We start from the raw sequence: 16,462 nt of genomic DNA, 5'->3' as shown, positions 1-16,462 counted from the left end.
GCCCGAGACACCCGAGGTAGAGACGGACCCGGCCCCGGTCCAGGCGCCCGCCGTCGCGGCCGCGCCGGAGCGTCCGGCCGCGCGCCCGGCGACGAGAAGGAGTACGGCCCGCTCGCCACCGACCACCTCAGGGCCCCCTGCCTAGGCCTCTGCGAACGCGCCCCCGCCGCCCTCGCCATCAGAGCGGGCGACCCGGTCCGTACGGCCGTCTCCGCACCGGCGACCACCCCCGCGGCCCTCCTCGCCGCGAACTCTCCCGACTCGGCCCCCGAGGAGCCCCCGGCGGAATCGGCCGTACCGCAGTCAGCCGAACCGCAGGCAGCCGTACCGCCGGCGTCCGTACCGCCGGCGTCCGTACCGCAGGCCGGCCGGTCGCAGCTCACCCTGCTCGGCCGTATCGGAGTGGTAGACCCGGCCTCCCTCGACGACTACCGCGCCCACGGCGGTTACACCGCGCTGCGCCGGGCCTTCGCGCTCGGTCCCGCCGGGGTGATCCGTGAGGTCGTCGACTCGGGCCTGGTCGGGCGCGGTGGCGCCGCCTTCCCCACCGGCTGCACGTGGCCGGCCGCGGCGTCCCGGCCAGACCGTCCGCACTACCTGGTCTGCGCCGCGGGCGACTCCGGGCCGGGCGCCTTCAAGGACCGCGTGCTCCTGGAGGGCGACCCGTACGCGCTGGTGGAGGCGATGACGATCGCCGGGTACGCGATCGGCGCGCACCAGGGGTACCTCTATGTCCGCGGCGAGTACCCGAGGGCGCTGAGCCGCGTCCGGCACGCCGTCGAGCGGGCACGCGCGCGTGGCCTGCTCGGCGACGACGTGCTGGGCCGGGGACACGCCTTCGACATCGAGATCCGGCGCGGCGCGGGCGCTTACGTGTGCGGTGAGGAGACCGCCCTGCTCAACTCGATCGAGGGCCGGAGGGGCGAACCGCGCTCCGGGCCGCCCTTCCCTGCGGAGAAGGGCCTGTTCGGCAGGCCGACGGTGGTGAACGACGTCGAGACGCTCCTCGACGTGCTGCCGCTCCTGACCACGGGGAGGCCCGCCGGGACCGGGCTCTTCTGCGTGTCGGGGAGCGTGGACCGGCCGGGGCTCTACGAGTTCCCGTCCGGGGTGACACTCGGCGACCTGCTCAAGAAGGCCGGCCTCCGCAAGAACCTGAGCGCGGTGCTGCTCGGCGGCGCCGCCGGCCGCTTCGTACGCCCCGACGAACCGGACCTCCACCTCCCCCTCACCCACGAAGGCGCCGTGACGGCCTTCGACGACACCGTCCCGCTCCCCCGCCTCCTCCTGCGGATCGCCCAGTTCTTCCGCGAGGAGTCCTGCGGGCTGTGCGTGCCCTGCCGGATCGGGACCGTACGCCAGGAGGAGGCGCTGCAGCGGCTCATGGAGCACCCGAATGCGGCCGCCGACATCCCCCTGCTCAGAGACGTCGGCCGCACCATGCGCGACGCCTCCCTCTGCGGTCTCGGACAGAACGCGTGGAACGCCGTGGAATCCGCCGTCGACCGGCTGGGGGTGTACGCGTGACCGTGACACCGCTGGGGATCCCGCGCCGCCTGCTGGAGTTCACCCTCGACGGGAAGCCCGTGCGCGCGACGGAGGGCTCGACGATCCTGGACGCCTGCCGCACGGCCGGAAAGGACATCCCGACCCTCTGCCACGGCGACACCCGCATCCCGGAGGCCCTGGAAACCCCGGAGACCCCGAAGGGCACCTGCCGGCTCTGTGTCGTCGAGGTGGCGGGCGCGAGCACCCTGGTGGCCGCCTGTTCCCGCGAGGCCCGGCCCGGCATGGAGGTCCGGACGGACACCGACCGCGCCCGGCACAGCCGCAAGGTCGTCCTCGAACTGCTCGCGTCCGGTGTCGACCTGTCGACGACCCCGAGGATCGCCGGATGGATCGAGGAGTACGGGGCCGAGCCGGACCGTTTCGGCCCGGACGCGGCCCGCCTCGACGAGGGGCCGAGGGTCGACAACGACCTGTATGTGCGCGACCACGACAAGTGCGTCCTCTGCTACCGGTGCGTGGACGCCTGCGGCGGCCGGGGGCGGCACACCTTCGCCACCTCCGTCGTCGGCCGCGGTTTCGCCGCCCGGGTCGCCGTCGAGCAGGACGCCCCGCTCCCCGAGTCGGCCTGTGTGTACTGCGGGAACTGCGTGGAGGTGTGCCCGACCGGGGCGCTGTCCTTCAGGTCGGAGTTCGACATGCGGGCGGCGGGTACGTGGGACGAGAGCGCGCAGACCGGGACGACCACCACCTGCGCCTACTGTGGTGTGGGCTGCCGTCTCACACTCCATGTGCAGGACAATGAGATCGTGAAGGTCACCTCGCCGCCCGACGACCCGGTGACCCACGGCAACCTCTGCATCAAGGGCCGCTTCGGCTACCAGCACGGACAGAACCGGGACTGAGGCACACATGGGACGAGTCACGGAACGACGCAAGGTGCTCCGCATACGGGACGGGGTGGTCTCCGCGCGCCCGGACACGCTCGTCGCGGAGGAACCGCTGGAGATCCGGCTGAACGGCAAGCCGCTGGCGATCACCATGCGCACCCCGGGCGACGACTTCGCGCTCGCGGCGGGGTTCCTCGTCAGCGAGGGCGTGCTCGGCGGGCAGAGCGATCTCCAGAACATCGTCTACTGCGCGGGCGCGACGGTGGACGGCTCGAACACGTACAACATCGTGGACGTGAAGACGGCCCCCGGCGTGGTGATCCCCGACATCACCCTGGAGCGGAACGTCTACACGACCTCCTCGTGCGGTCTGTGCGGCAAGGCGAGCCTCGACGCGGTCCGTACGACGGCCCGCTGGCCGATCGCCGACACGCCCCCGGTCCGCGTCACCCCCGAACTCCTCGCGAGCCTGCCCGACCGGCTCCGCGCGGCCCAGCGGGTCTTCGACCGCACCGGGGGCCTGCATGCGGCGGCCCTGTTCACGGAGGACGGCGAGCTGGTCGACGTACGGGAGGACGTGGGCCGGCACAACGCGGTCGACAAGCTGGTCGGGCGGGCGCTCCAGGAGGGGAACCTCCCGCTGTCCCGCACGGTCCTGCTGGTCTCCGGCCGGGCCTCCTTCGAGCTGGCGCAGAAGGCCGTGATGGCGGGCATCCCGGTGCTGGCGGCGGTCTCGGCGCCGTCGTCGCTGGCCGTGGACCTGGCCGCGGAGACCGGGCTGACCCTGGTGGGCTTCCTGCGGGGCAGCTCCATGAACGTGTACGCGGGCGAGGACCGCATCGCCCTCCAGGCGGCCACCCGGCACTGACCCGGGCCTCAGTCCGCCGTACCGGAGATCCGGGCCAACAGGCCCATGAACTGCTCGCGTTCGGCCGGTGAGAGCGGCGCGAGCAGTTCGTCGTTGGCGGCGCGGGCCCGCCTCTCGCAGCGTTTGAGCAGCCGTGCGCCCTCGTCCGTGAGGGACACGGCGTTCTTACGGCGGTCCCGGGCGTCCGGCGTCCGCAGGACCAGGCCCGCGGTCTGGAGGTCGTTGAGGACGCCGACCAGGTCCTTGGGGTCCAGGGCGATGCTGCGGCCCAGGTCGGCCTGGGCGACGGGCCCGAGGTCACGGACCGCGGAGAGGACGACGTGGTGCCACATCCTGATGTCCTCCGCGGCGAGCGCCTCGGCCACCAGGGCGCGGCCCCGGGCCGCGGCGCGGCCGAGGAGCCAGCTGGGGAGGGAGCGGATCGCGAGGAGCGGTGCTTCGGTCACGGCTCCCAACCTAGCGAATAACCATTGGACTCACCAATGAATCCGTGAATATCGTTGGGGCTCCCAACGACGTTCCCGGAGGTGTGGCCGATGCGCCGCGTTCGTTACGAGTCCACCGGTGGCCCCTTGTTCCTGGAGGAGGCCCCTATCCCCGAGCCCGGCCCCGGTGAACTCCTCGTGCGCTGCGAGGCGGTGGGCGTCACGCTTCCTGTCGTACGCAAGGTCACCGAGTCGGCCGAGCCCGTGCCGCTCGGCGGTGAGATCGCCGGGGAGGTCGTGGCCACCGGTCCTGGTGCCGGACCCCATCGCATCGGGGACCGCGTCACCGGGCTGTGTTTCGGGCACGGTTACGCCGACTTCGCCGTCCTGCACGCGTCCATGGCCTCGCCCGTGCCCGCCGGTGCCACGGCCGTCGACGCGGTCGCCCTGGTCCGCAGCGGGCTGGTCGCGCTCGGCGCACTGGAGGCCGCGCGGCCGGAGCGGGGAGAGTCGGCACTGGTCACGGCCGCGGCGAGCGGGGTCGGCCATCTCGCCGTCCAGCTCGCCCGGGTCCGGGGCGCGGCCCGGGTCGTCGGCGCGGTCTCCGATCCGGCGAAGGCGGACTTCGTGCGCGCGCTCGGCGCCGACACCGTCGCCCTGTACGAGGACGGCAGTTGGGGCGATCCCGTCGACTACGCCCTGGACGCGGTCGGGGGCGACCTGCTCACCCCGGCCCTCGTCGCCCTCGCCCCGGGCGGGCGGCTCGTGGCGTACAGCTCGGGTGGCGGGACGGTCCGGGCGTACGACCTCCTCGTCGGCGCCAAGTCGGTGACGGGCTTCCAGATGGCGCGGATCGCCCGGGAGCGGCCGGAGCTGTACGAGCGGTGGCGCCGCGAGCTGTGGGAGCTGTTCGGGGCGGGCGCCGTACGGGTCGCCGTGCACGGGGAGTTCGCCCTGGAGGAGGCGGCGAGGGCGCACGAGGCCGTGGAGACGCGGAGCAATCTCGGGAAGGTCGTGCTCGTTCCCTGACGGCGACACGCGTGGGGTGCTTGTGAGGCGGATGCGGTCTGGTTACTGTCCGCTCCGTACATATTTCATATCAGATGTCCTCAAGGGCAGGTCGCTTGATGCCGGCACGTCGTCCCGCACTCCTGAGATCCCTCCTCGCGGCGGCCCTCGCCCTGGCGGCGACGGCCGCCTTCGCGGGTCCCGCGCAGGCCCAACGCACCGCCGCCGCACCGGAGTTCGAGCAGCAGGTCCTCTTCCGGGCGGACCGGGATCCCGGCTACGCCTGCTTCCGCATCCCGGCGATCGTCCGCACGACCACCGGGACGCTCCTCGCGTTCGCGGAGGGGCGGGTCCTCAACTGCGGTGACGCCACCGACATCGACCTCGTCGTCAAGCGCTCCACCGACGGCGGACGCACCTGGGGCCCGCTCCGGGTCGTGACCGAGGGCGGCGGGGACACCCACGGCAATCCGGCGCCGGTCGTGGACCGGGAGACGGGCCGGGTCCTGCTGGTGGAGACGTTCAACACCGGCCGTACGGACGGCGGGAACTGCGCGATCCCCTGCACCCGCACCCCGCACCTCCAGTACAGCGACGACGACGGCCTGACCTGGTCCGCGCCCCGCGACCTGGGCGCCGAGATCCTGCCCGCCCGGTGGAACTCCTGGTACGCGACGGGCCCCGTGCACGGGATCCAGATCGGCCGCGGTCCGTACGCCGGCCGGCTGGTGCTCGGGGTCAACGCCGAGACGTGGGACGGGAGTCGGGTCACCGAGAACCACGCGGCGCTGGTCGTGAGCGACGACCACGGGACCACCTGGCGGGTCGGGGCCACGGAGTCCTGGCCGGTCGCCGCCGACGGCACCTTCCGGCAGAAGCCCTCCGAACCGACCGTCGCCGAACGCGCCGACGGCTCTGTCCTGGTCAGTGGCCGCGAGCAGGACGGCACCGATCTCGGCCACCGCTCCCAGGCCGTCAGCGAGGACGGCGGCACCACGTTCGCCTCACCCTTCCAGAGCCTTCCGGACCTGTACGCGCCCCAGGTGGAGTGCGCCACCCTCGGCCTGGGCGCCCGCCTGCTGCTGTCCTGCCCCGCCGACCCCGACCGCCGCCGGACCATGATGATCCGCTCCTCCTACGACGGCGGCCGCACCTGGGACACCGTCGACCGCGGCACGGTCGTCACCACCGACTGGTCCGGCTACTCGGACCTGGCCCCGGCCGGCCCGGACACGGTGGGCCTGCTCTACGAGGCCGGTGCCGCCGACGCCCACGACGAGATCCGCTTCGCCCGCTTCACCGAGGACTGGCTGACACCCCGCCGGGCCCCCGACCCGACCACCGCCGACCTCGCACCCGAAGCACCCGGAGCGCCCGGAGCACCCGGCGCGGCCGTCCTCGGCGGCGCCCGAGCGACGCCGGGCGTCATCGGCGGCGCCCTGGAGTTCGACGGCACCGACGACGCCGTACGCCTGCCCTACCGGCCGCAACTCCCCCTCGGCACCAAGGACTTCACCGCGTCCCTGTGGTTCCGGTACACCGCTACTGGCGGCGAGCGGCCTCTGTTGTGGATGGGCGGTGTGGGCACATCGCAGCCGCAGGTGTGGCTGCGCGCGGAGCCCGCGAGCGGCCGGGTGCGCGGGCTGATCACCGTACGGGAGGGGGCGACGGCCGTCGGGACCGTGTCGGTGAGCGCCAACGGTGCCTACAACGACGGCCGTTGGCACCACGTGGCCCTGCGGCGGGGCGGCGGACGGCTCACCCTCTTCCTCGACGGTACGGCGGTCTCCGCGCCGGACGTGTCCGGATCGGTCAGCCGCACCTCGCCGTTCGGCGTGCACGTCGGTCAACGCATGGACGGCCGGGCCCACTTCAGGGGCGCGATCGACGAAGTCCGGGTCTGGGACCGGGCGCTCACCGACGCGGAGATCACCGGCGCGGGCGCCTCCCCGGCGGGCACCGTCCTGTGGCTGCCCATGGACCGGGTGAGCCGCAGCCACTAACGTCGCGGAGCGTGCCCGAGGACCCACGAGCACGACACCTCACCGGCGTCGGCCTGCTGCTGACGCTGGTGCTCGGCGCCGTCCTCCTCACCGCGCTCCCCCGGGACGACGACGGCAAGGACGCCGGCTGCATGCCGCGCACCGTCCGCTCCTGGTCGGCCGACGACGAGCTGACCGGCGAGTTCGCCCGCTACGGCGACGACGCCACCCGCGCCGACGACTGGACCGGCGGTGACGGCACCCACTCGGTGCGGCTGCCGGACGGGCGGCTGCTGTGGCTGTTCTCCGACACCTATCTGGGCCAGGTGTACGGGCCGCCCAACCCGTTCGGGGAGTCGTACGCCTGGCGGGACACGACCGCTCCCCTGGTGCGCAACTCGGCGGTGCTGATGCGCGACGGCCGCCTGGAGTCCACCCTGGCCGCGCCCCTGTTCCCCGATCCGGGCCCCAACCAGTGGCGCTGGCCCGTCGCGGCCCGCGTGGAACCGCGCTCGCCGGGATCGGCGGAGAAGGTGGTCCGGGTGCTGTTGTGGGTGCGGGCGGCCGGGCCGTCCCCGTGGATCTACGGGGTACCGACCGCGACCGAGGTCGCGACCCTGTCGCTGCCCGACCTGCGCGTCGAGTCGATCACGAAGGTGCTCGACCAGCAGCCCGTCCAAGATCCGTCCCAGCGGGTGCTGTTCGGGACGACGCTGGTCGAACAGGGCGGCTGGACCTATGTGTTCGGCGGCGACGACGGCCAGGCGGAGTCCCGGCCCGCCTCCTCGGCGTATGTGGCGCGGGTGCCGGAGGGGCTGCTCGGGGAGCCGGGCGCGTGGGAGTACTGGGACGGGAGGGCATGGACGACCGGCGCCCGGCCACGCGCGGTGCTCGAAGCCGGCCGGCACACGGGGGTGGGCAGCGCCTTCTCTGTCGTCCGCGCGGACGGCACGTACGTGCTGTTCACCATGGCCGCCGGCACGAAGGGGCTGGCGGCCGTCACCTCGTACTGGGCCTGCTCCCCCACCGGGCCCTGGCACGGCCCGGCGAAGGACTTCACGCCTACGCTCCCGACCGGCCAGGTGGCCGCCTACAACCCGCAGGTCCACGCCGAACTGAGCGGCAGGGGACGGCTGGTGCTCAGTTACGACGTCAACTGGCTGGAGACCGCGGGCGCTTCGGCGCAGATCAACCGGAACGTCGCGCTGTACCGACCGCGGTTCGTGACGCTTCGGCTGTCTCCGGCGCGCTGAACTCCCGGTCCACCGGGTCGTGGGAGCGGCGCTTGGCGATCACCGCGCACACCATCAGCTGCATCTGGTGGAAGAGCATCAGCGGCAGCACGGCGAGCGAGGCGTGCGCGCCGAACAGAACGCTGGCCATGGGCAGTCCGGAGGCCAGGGACTTCTTTGAGCCCGCGAACTGGATGGCGATCCGGTCCTCCCGGCCGAAGCGGAGCGCCTTGGCGCCGTACCAGGTCAGGGCCAGCATGATCGCGAGCAGCACCGCCTCGACGACCAGCAGACCGGCGAGCCTGAGCGGGCTCACCTGGTGCCAGATGCCCTGGACCATGCCCTCGCTGAACGCGGTGTAGACGACCAGCAGGATCGAGCCGCGGTCGACGAGCCCGAGGACCTTCTTGTGGCGGGTGATGAAGCCGCCGATCCAGCGGCGCAGCAGCTGTCCGGCCAGGAAGGGCACGAGGAGCTGGAGCACGATCTGCACGAGCGAGTCGGCCGAGAAGCCACCGGCGCTGCTGCCGAGGAGGGCGGCGGCGAGCAGCGGGGTGATGACGATGCCGACCAGGGAGGAGAAGGAGCCGGCGCAGATCGCGGCGGGCACGTTGCCGCGGGCGATCGAGGTGAAGGCGATCGAGGACTGGATGGTGGAGGGGACCAGGGTGAGGAAGAGCAGGCCCTGGTAGAGCGGGTGGGTCAGGAACACCGGGACGAGTCCGCGGGCCGCGAGACCGAGCAGCGGGAAGATCACGAAGGTGCACGCGAGGACGGTGACGTGCAGCCGCCAGTGCTTGAGGCCGTCCAGCGCCTCGCGGGTGGACAGCCGGGCGCCGTAGAGGAAGAAGAGGAAGGCGATCGCCGCCGTGGAGGCTCCGGAGGCCACGTCCGCGGTGGTCCCGCGTGCGGGTACGAGGGCCGCGAGGCCGACCGTGCCGAGCAGCAGCAGGATGTACGGGTCGACCGGCATCCAGGCCGGCCACTTCAGGCGCTTCACGGTTCTCCACTTGCTAGGCGGTACGGGTACGGAGGACGGGATTCCCCTCTCCATCGTCCTCCTCCGCCCCTTGATCGGGAATCCGGCATACCACTCTGACTGTCATCACGTTCCGCGATAGCCTGGTTCCGTGTACGACCCTTCTCAGCTGCGTACGTTCCTGGCGGTGGCGCAGACTTTGAGCTTCACGCAGGCCGCCCGGCGGCTCGGGCTGCGCCAGTCGACCGTGAGCCAGCATGTGCGGCGCCTGGAGGACGCGGCCGGGCGGCAGCTGTTCACCCGGGACACCCACTCCGTGGAGCTGACGGAGGACGGCGAGGCGATGCTCGGGTTCGCGCGCCGGCTCCTGGAGGTGCACGAACAGGCGACGGCGTTCTTCACGGGGACGCGGCTGCGGGGGCGGCTGCGGTTCGGGGCGTCGGAGGACTTCGTGCTGACCCGGCTGCCGGAGATCCTGGAGGGGTTCCGCTACGACCATCCCGAGGTCGACCTCGAGTTGACGGTCGAGCTGTCCGGGACGCTGCATGAGCAGCTCGCCGCGGGCAAGCTGGACCTGGTGCTCGCGAAACGGCGGCCGGAGGATCCCCGCGGTGAACTCGTCTGGCACGACCGGCTGGTGTGGATCGGCGCGGATCGGCTCCGCCTGGACGCGGATCGGGCGGTGCCGTTGATCGTCTATCCGCCGCCGGGGATCACTCGGGCCCTTGCCCTGGAGGCGTTGGAGCGGCAGGGGCGGGAGTGGCGGATCGTCTGCACGAGCGGGAGTCTGAACGGGCTGATCGCGGCGGCCCGGGCGGGGTTGGGGGTGATGGCGCACTCACGGGGGCTGATCCCGCCTGGCCTGGTACGCGTCCCGGAGCGGGCGGGGCTGCCCGAGCTGGGCACGGTGGACTTCGTCCTTGTCCACGGGCAGCGGGGACCCGCGTCGGTACGAGGGGCGGCGGACGCGCTGGCCTCCGCGATTCTGGCGGGTGGGGACCGGCTGGCGGCTACCCGAAGTCGGTCGTCGCGGCCTCCCAGAGCTCGTTGAAGCGCTCGATGCGCAGCCGGACGCGTTCGGCCTGGAAGTGCAGCGTCGTCGTGGCGTTGATCCCGCCCATGTCGAAGGCCACCTCGTAGGAGAGTTCCCCGTCGAAGACGACGAAGTCGTTCATCGCGCCCAGCCGTACCGACGCGGACTTGGACTCCAGGACGAGGATGCGTGCGTCGATACCCAGGATCTGCTGCTCGTCGCACTGCTGGCGCAGTTCGCCGGTGATTCCGTCGGGGGAGGCCACCAGGAAGAGCCGGCGGATCCGCACCCCTCTGGTCTGGATGGCCTCACGCTGCGCTCGCAGATACCGCAGACCGGTCTCGCCGTTCCAGAAGCCGTGGTCCATCGACGTGCTGATGGCGTCGATGCTGCCCGTGGAGCACTGGGTGAGGGTGATGATCCAGTCGTGGTCCTCGCCGTCGCGGTCGATGACGTTGCGGCTCATGCTGTCCAGCATCGCCGCGAGTCTGCCGATCTCCTCCTGCGCGAAGCTGCGGACGATCTCGGGGCCGGTGTCCGCCACCCGGGACGCGCTCTGGACCAGCTGGGAGACCGAGTCCGTGCGCAGCGACGAGGTCTCGACGACGCTGAAGAGCTCCGTCGCCTCGTTGATCCTCGCGAAACTCGACGAGACGAGCTCTCTGGTCTCCTCACGGTTCTCCGTCAGACCGCGCCGGAGGATCTCCAGCCGGCGGTCCAGGTCCATCACGAACTGCACGATCAGGAAGGCGGATGCGACGACGACGCCGAGGGTGATCCCCGTCCCGTCCGACATGTCGAAGATCCGCGTGATCAGATACGTCAGGCCGCCGATGACCACGGTGACCAAGATCTTCGGCGCCAGCCCCGTCCTGCTGTCCATCTCGACTCCCTAGTTCCCCTCGTCCCACAGCTCTTCGAAGCGACTGGTCCGTTCCGCGACCTTCTCCGGTTCCAGCACCAGCTTCGTGCCGGCGATCATCGGGGTCGGCGGCTCCCCGTCGGGTCCACGGCCGGTGCTCAGGTCGGGACTGACCTCGTAGCTGATCGCCTCGTCGAAGACGACGAAGTTGTGCACCGGATAGATGCTCAGATGGTGCGGCAGCTCCGAACGCGCCACCACCTTCACATCGATCCCCAGTCCTTGCTGCCGGTCCCGCAGGCTCCGCAGTTCTCCGTCGACGGCGTCCGGTGATTCCACGATGATCAGACGCCGTATCTTGACACCTCTCAGATGCGCCGCCCGCTGTTGCATCAGATAGCGCTGCCCGAGATCGGTCTTCCAGAAGTCCAGGTCCTCGTGGGTGCTCGCGGCGTCCATGCTCCGCTCCACGTGCCGCACCAGCGTGAGCAGCCAGTCCCGGTCCTCGCCCTCGTAGTCGACGTAGTCTCCCCGCAGATCGCCCATGAGGTCGGCGACCCTGGTGAGTTCCGCGTCGGCGAGCGCCCGGTGGATCCCCCGGCGCTGGGAACCGAGGGCGGCGATGTTGCGCACCAGCCGTTCCACCTCCGCGAACCTCGCCGAGTCGTCGTCGATCCTGCCCAGTAACTTGGCGATGTCCCCGAGGCGGGCGAAGCTGGTGGTCACACCTGACTCCACGTCGTCGGCATGTCTTTCGAGCCGGCCCGCCAGCTTCCGTGTCTCCTTCTCGAAGTCGACCATGAACTGGACGATCAGGGCGGAACCGCTGATGAGCAGGGACAGCGTCAGCGTCGCCACCTTCGACGACTCGAACGCGTTGGTGGTCAAGAACGTGCCGATGCCCAGCGCGCCCGTCACACCGACCTTCAGCAGCACCGACTGTGTCCTGCTCAACTCCGCCATCTCATCCCCCGTTCCAGCTCGCCGGACGGCCCGCCAGGTCCACGAGGGCCAGCGCCAGCTGGTCCCTGACGCGCTGGACCATCGACTCCCACTGCCGCGTGAACCCGGTCTCCCGCTCCAGCGCGTCCCACAACACGGCCAGCGCGGGGTCCACGAACGCCTTCGGCATCCACGCGTGCAGCAGATGGTCCACGGCCGGCCGCAGCGCCCACAGCGCCACACCGCCGTCCGTCGCACCCGCCCGGCTGCGCTCGATCACGGACATGAGCGTCGTCAACAGCCAGTCGTGCAGGGCGAGGTCCTCGCTGAAGCGTTCGGCCTCCAGCCACGGCGTGTCTTCCGGCAGCCGCAGCCGCACCGCCCGCTGCCCGTCCTCGTCGACCGTGAACCGTTCCACGACCGGTCCCTCGTCCCCCGCCGCTCGCACGGCAGCCCACCGAAGCCTGGTCGGGCGGGAGGTGAAGGGCGGACGGCGGTCCAGCAGGGGATGGCGGGTCACCTCGGCGAGCAGGCGCTCGGCGATCGCACCGAGCGCGAGGTCCCCTCGCCGGCCCCGCCCGGCCAGCCAGCCCTCGGCGACATCGGCGGCGGACAGCCGCCCGAAGGGCTGGACGACGCCCGGTTCCGCCAAATAGCGGCCCCAGGGGCGGCGTTCGTGAATGCCTGCGGCGGGCGCGGCGAGACGGGCAGCGGTCTGGAGGATACGTCCGTCGGTCAGCACCGCGTGGGCGGTGACCGTTCCGACACCCCGAATGCGCGCTCCGCCGGCGGAGGGCAGCGGGCAGTCCACGCCGGTGAGGAAGTCCGGGGACACCGCGTGCAGCCGGGGACGGGAGGAAACGCGTACCCAGTCGCCCTCCCGCAGGCGCATCAGCCGCCCGGCCTCCTCGTGGGCCAGGGTCCGGGATGTGGCGAGCAACGCGGTGCGCACCTCACCGAAGGCCAGCGCGGTGACTGTTCCGGACTCCCCCGTGGCGCGCATCTCACGGCTCCGGGTAGAAGACGTAGGACACCCGTTCGGCGATCGATTCGGGCACCGGCAGCTCCTCGCGCGCTGAGCGCTCGGTCACCTGGCGCAGGGCCGCCGGGTCCGCCGCGACCTGGTCGAGGACGACCCGAACGGCGTGCTCCACGGCGAGAAAGCGGGAGGGGAGCACCGACCAGGTGAGGTAGGCGGAGAAGGGTGCCGCGGTCTCCTCCAGCCGGGTCAGTGCGGGCAGTTCCGCCCAGTGCCGTGGGAACGGGGCCCCGTCGTACCCCACCGGCAGCAGCACGGTTTCTCCACGGTCCCGCAGCAGCCCAAGCCGGGCTAGCTGCCATACGGCGGAGAGGAAGGCGCATGACCAGGTGCGCTTCCCGTCCTGTTCGTCCCACAGCTGGACATCGGTGAAGATGGAGTGGCGCCGGGCCGCGGTCTCGGCGGGCGGCCGCCAGACCGGAACGGGGGCCATGGCCTGGCGCGGGGCGGCAGGCGAGCGTTCGCCGTTGGAGAGCCAGCCGGTCTGTCCGACAGGTGGCCGGGAGCCGTCGCTGCCCGGCGGCGGAGACTCCACCAGCTGCTGCACCAGGTGGTCGGCGAGCGGTATCCGGCCCGCGACCGCGCACGCGGACTCCCTGGCCAGGTAGTCGACGCGGACGCCCGCGCGCTCTGCGGCGTCCAGCAGCACGGGCAGCACCTCGCTGGGCGGGGCGAGCGGTCTCAGGTAGTCGTCGACCAGGAAGCAGGTACTGACGCGGGGCTTCCGGCCGGCGGCGGACACGGCGGCCGACGACCGTACGGCGTCCACGAAGGGCCGTACCCGGGCGAAGTGTTCACGCAGCCGGCCGGGGCCCGCCTCGAAGTCCTCGGCGTACAAGTGGCCGAGTTCCAGGGAGACGTGGGCGAGTGGAACGGCCTGGGTGCGCGGAGCGTCGGTGGCCTCCTGGAACACCGGGACTCGGCGGCCGGTCACGGCCGCCCCCAGGCCTTGTCGTCGGTCAGCCGGTCGGCGAGGTCCATGAGGGCCTGCCGGGTCTGCGGGGTGACGATGCCACGGTCGTCCACGTCGGTGTCGGTGATGAGCTGTTCGCGCCACTGCAGCACGGGCTCCAGCGGTGTCGAGCCAAGCACCCTGGCGTAGCCGACGCCGAGTTCGGCCGCCAGTTCCCGCAGGGAGAGGTCGCACTCGCGCAGCCACGCCGCCTGGGCCGGCGTCAGCTGTGACCACACGGGCGAGTCGGCATCGGGTACGGCCGCCCGGACGAAGCGGATCGCGCCGCGCAGCAGTTCCTCGTCGTGGCCGCGGGCGACCCCACCGGCGACGATGCCGCGGCTGCCGTGGACCAGTCCGGCGGCGGCGACCACATGCTGGCGGGTCCAGCGGTGGTAGACGAGCCAGCGGGCCGGCAGTCCGCGGGTCTCGGGCATCGAGGTCACGGTCAGCGCCATCTCCATCGCGAAGCTGCGTCCCGCGCTCAGGTCGACCAGAACGAGGTCGAACTCGCCGCTCAGGCGCAGCAGGAGGTCGGCACAGCGACGCAGGGTGTCCGCGTCGATGGCGAACTCGCCGCCGCTCAGGTCGCCGGGCAGAAGTACCAGCCGGCCCGCGCCGACGGGACGCAGCCGCAGTTCCGGGTGCTCGGTGCGGGCCCACACGTCGATCCGCTCGGGCTCGCCACAGCCTCCGCGCAGATAGGAGTGCAGGCCGTCCTTCTCGATGCCGCTGAGCGCGCCCGGCACGTCGAAGACCGCCGCCGTGGTGGGCGAGCCGAAGTCGAAGTCGACATAGCAGACGTCGTCACCGCTCAGCGCCCTGCGGTAGGCGAGGTTCGCCGTGGTGACCGAGCGGCCGGTGCCTCCCTTGTCCGAGGCGGCGAAGAAGATCACGGTGTGTGTCCTCCTCCCGGTGCGGTCTCGCGAGCCCGGGCGAGCGCGTCGAGGTCCGCGAGCACGGACATGGCCAGGGCGCAGGCGGTGCCCGGCCGGTCCTCGACGAGTCGTCCGGCCCGGCTCAGCCGGGACCCGACGGCGGCCAAGGACTGTCCGGCGGGGCTCGTGGTGCCCGGTGCCGGCCGCTGTTGTTCGACTCCGAGCAGATGGGCGGCCTCGCCGATCATGGTGCGGGCGAGTTCGGCGAGGGTCTCGCTGCGCGGGGGCGGCTGCGCGTACAGGCCGGCCGCGGCGACCAGTGCCTCCACGACCCGCTCGGTGAATCCCCACGAGGGCTCCGCCTCCGGTATGGGGGCAAGGGGGTCGATGCCTCGGACTTCGTCCCACAGACCGGCGCCGGCGCCTTCCCTTCTGCGGCGCAGCCACAGGTGCTCCATGGTCTGCTCGGCCAGTGCAAGCAGCCGGTTCCGGTCCGGGAGCGCCCGGGTCATGGCGCTCAACTGAACGGCTCGTTTGAGGAGTTGGGGGGAGAAGTCGTTCACCGTGCGGCACAGCGGCGGACCGAGGAGTTCACTGCCCGGCAGCTCCAGGACGACGCCCGGGCTGTGCAGACGTACGGCCGGGTCGCCGGCCGTCGTACGGCTGGTGACGCGCCCCCGCTCGGCCAGGCGTTCCAGGACGGTGACGGCCCGGGTCACGTCGTCCTCGGCGGAGCGCCGGCGGCCGAGGCCGTGGACCAGGACGGAGGTGACGCACAGGGTGTAGTACTCGGCTGTCGCACTGTCCTCGGCGGTGCGCCAGGGGATGTCCTCCAACGGCCAGTGTGTGCGGTCGAAACGCGCGATGCCGGACCAGTACTGCTGGGCGATCTCACGCCGCAGCCGCAGCGCCTCGGCCAGCCGCTGCTGTTCCGTGTTGAGCAGTCCGAGAGTGAGGGTGCGCTCCGAGAAGAGGTCGTCGATGCCGTCGAGGGCCACGACAGTGAAGTACGGCGAGGCCGTGGCCGCCGCGCAGCCCTCGGGCTGCGGTCCGATCTCCTCGTCTGTGGGAACGGGCGGCGCGTCGCGGACGATGCCCCAGGACCAGCCGCATTCGAAGAGCTGATGCCGCCTGGCGAGACCGGCGAGGAGTTCGCCGTCCGGGTCGAAGTTGTCCCTGATGGTCGCGCGCAGTCGGCGGAAGCTGTCGTGGAACCGGTCGAGGACGATCCGGTCGGCGGTCCGCTCCTGCCCCAGCAACTCGCACAAGAGACGTCCCCGGGCCGATTCGGCGGAGAAGACATGCACGGTGAACGAGCGAAGCAGACCCACCATGGCGGCGGTGAGTCGGATTTCCGTGGCTCGCCTTAACCGGTCGGCGAGGGTCTGCACCCGGCCACCGGGCAGTCTGTCCGTCAGCGCCTTGAGGAAGCCGAGAGTCGCCAGGCACAGGGTGAGGGACATGGAGAAGGAGTCCACGGTAGCGAGCCTTCGCTGCGCCGCGGTCGCTTCACGGCCCGGCTCGGCGCCGGCGAGATAGCCGCCTGCGGAGAAGTCGGGTGCACCGTCCCGGGTGTGGGTCGCCGTGAAGTCGCCGAGTGCCCGGCAGAGCGCCTCCGGGACGTCCAGCGGCCCGCCGAGCTCCGCCAGCACCCGCTGCACGTCGTCCTGCAGCAGATCCGGATCGCCGAGCCGGAAGTCGGGGATCTCCGTGGCCGGGTACATCAGGCACAGCAGACGCTCCGCGTCCTCCACGCTGCCGCGGTCGCCGTCCGCCCACCCGTTCCATTTCCCTTCCGTGACGCACCCGTTCACGATGCCCGACCACACGTCCAGCAGTTGCCGCCGCGGACTGATCTGCATCTGC

General features: G+C 71.9%; 15 protein-coding genes. 7 read left to right on the top strand and 8 right to left on the bottom strand.

The window, feature by feature from the left end; translation table 11 throughout:
- The 3 genes from ABZ896_RS39410 to fdhD form a co-directional block, all read left to right on the top strand.
- The coding region (locus ABZ896_RS39410) for an NADH-ubiquinone oxidoreductase-F iron-sulfur binding region domain-containing protein (RefSeq protein ID WP_360939905.1) at window positions 1-1,527 on the top strand (1,527 nt) is incomplete at its 5' end.
- Window positions 1,524-2,411: a 2Fe-2S iron-sulfur cluster-binding protein gene (locus ABZ896_RS39405; protein ID WP_360939903.1), complete on the top strand. Its 888-nt coding sequence runs from the start codon at window positions 1,524-1,526 to the stop codon at window positions 2,409-2,411. The genes ABZ896_RS39410 and ABZ896_RS39405, both read left to right, overlap by 4 nt.
- Window positions 2,412-2,418: 7 nt before the next feature.
- On the top strand, window positions 2,419-3,264 hold the full coding sequence (gene fdhD, locus ABZ896_RS39400) for a formate dehydrogenase accessory sulfurtransferase FdhD (RefSeq protein WP_360939901.1): 846 nt from the start codon (window positions 2,419-2,421) through the stop codon (window positions 3,262-3,264).
- An 8-nt stretch (window positions 3,265-3,272) separates the two neighbouring features.
- On the opposite strand, the gene ABZ896_RS39395 is transcribed toward fdhD, so the two are convergent.
- Window positions 3,273-3,710 carry a MarR family transcriptional regulator gene (locus ABZ896_RS39395; protein WP_360939899.1) on the bottom strand — a complete coding sequence of 146 codons (438 nt, stop codon included), beginning with the start codon at window positions 3,708-3,710 and terminating at the stop codon, window positions 3,273-3,275.
- A 90-nt stretch (window positions 3,711-3,800) separates the two neighbouring features.
- Between ABZ896_RS39395 and ABZ896_RS39390 the strand changes: the two genes are divergently transcribed.
- From ABZ896_RS39390 to ABZ896_RS39380, 3 genes are all read left to right on the top strand, one after another.
- On the top strand, window positions 3,801-4,718 hold the full coding sequence (locus tag ABZ896_RS39390) for a zinc-binding dehydrogenase (RefSeq protein WP_360939897.1): 918 nt from the start codon (window positions 3,801-3,803) through the stop codon (window positions 4,716-4,718).
- A 98-nt stretch (window positions 4,719-4,816) separates the two neighbouring features.
- On the top strand, window positions 4,817-6,700 hold the full coding sequence (locus tag ABZ896_RS39385) for a sialidase family protein (RefSeq protein ID WP_360939895.1): 1,884 nt from the start codon (window positions 4,817-4,819) through the stop codon (window positions 6,698-6,700).
- 11 nt (window positions 6,701-6,711) lie between these two features.
- Window positions 6,712-7,932, top strand: a complete 1,221-nt coding sequence (locus ABZ896_RS39380) for a DUF4185 domain-containing protein (protein ID WP_360939894.1) — start codon at window positions 6,712-6,714, stop codon at window positions 7,930-7,932.
- On the opposite strand, the gene ABZ896_RS39375 is transcribed toward ABZ896_RS39380, so the two are convergent.
- On the bottom strand, window positions 7,868-8,884 hold the full coding sequence (locus ABZ896_RS39375; protein WP_360939907.1) for a bile acid:sodium symporter family protein: 1,017 nt from the start codon (window positions 8,882-8,884) through the stop codon (window positions 7,868-7,870). The genes ABZ896_RS39380 and ABZ896_RS39375 overlap by 65 nt on opposite strands.
- A 157-nt stretch (window positions 8,885-9,041) precedes the next feature.
- Between ABZ896_RS39375 and ABZ896_RS39370 the strand changes: the two genes are divergently transcribed.
- Window positions 9,042-9,941, top strand: a complete 900-nt coding sequence (locus ABZ896_RS39370; protein ID WP_360939893.1) for a LysR substrate-binding domain-containing protein — start codon at window positions 9,042-9,044, stop codon at window positions 9,939-9,941.
- On the opposite strand, the gene ABZ896_RS39365 is transcribed toward ABZ896_RS39370, so the two are convergent.
- From ABZ896_RS39365 to ABZ896_RS39340, 6 genes are read right to left on the bottom strand one after another with little or no spacing between them, the layout of a single operon-like run.
- Window positions 9,901-10,806: a DUF6879 family protein gene (locus ABZ896_RS39365; RefSeq protein WP_360939892.1), complete on the bottom strand. Its 906-nt coding sequence runs from the start codon at window positions 10,804-10,806 to the stop codon at window positions 9,901-9,903. The two genes, ABZ896_RS39370 and ABZ896_RS39365, sit on opposite strands and share 41 nt — an antisense overlap.
- Window positions 10,807-10,815: 9 nt before the next feature.
- Window positions 10,816-11,739, bottom strand: coding sequence for a hypothetical protein (locus ABZ896_RS39360; RefSeq protein ID WP_360939891.1), 924 nt, complete (start codon window positions 11,737-11,739; stop codon window positions 10,816-10,818).
- A gap of 10 nt (window positions 11,740-11,749) precedes the next feature.
- Window positions 11,750-12,730 (bottom strand): SCO2521 family protein, encoded by a 981-nt coding sequence (locus ABZ896_RS39355; protein ID WP_360939890.1) that lies wholly within the window; start codon window positions 12,728-12,730, stop codon window positions 11,750-11,752.
- 1 nt (window position 12,731) lies between these two features.
- Window positions 12,732-13,700, bottom strand: coding sequence for an SCO2522 family protein (locus tag ABZ896_RS39350; protein WP_360939889.1), 969 nt, complete (start codon window positions 13,698-13,700; stop codon window positions 12,732-12,734).
- Complete coding sequence (locus ABZ896_RS39345) at window positions 13,697-14,614, bottom strand: SCO2523 family variant P-loop protein (protein ID WP_360939888.1); 918 nt, start codon at window positions 14,612-14,614, stop codon at window positions 13,697-13,699. Before ABZ896_RS39345 ends, ABZ896_RS39350 begins: the two co-directional genes overlap by 4 nt.
- Window positions 14,611-16,458 (bottom strand): SCO2524 family protein, encoded by a 1,848-nt coding sequence (locus ABZ896_RS39340; RefSeq protein ID WP_360939887.1) that lies wholly within the window; start codon window positions 16,456-16,458, stop codon window positions 14,611-14,613. The genes ABZ896_RS39345 and ABZ896_RS39340 overlap by 4 nt, the downstream gene beginning before the upstream one ends.
- Between the last annotated feature and the right edge of the window lie 4 nt (window positions 16,459-16,462).

Origin of the sequence: Streptomyces sp. NPDC047072 (assembly GCF_040643855.1) — a bacterium.
Taxonomy (GTDB): domain Bacteria; phylum Actinomycetota; class Actinomycetes; order Streptomycetales; family Streptomycetaceae; genus Streptomyces.
The sequence above is the reverse complement of the archived record's forward strand: the minus strand, read 5'-3'. Positions and strand labels throughout refer to the sequence as shown.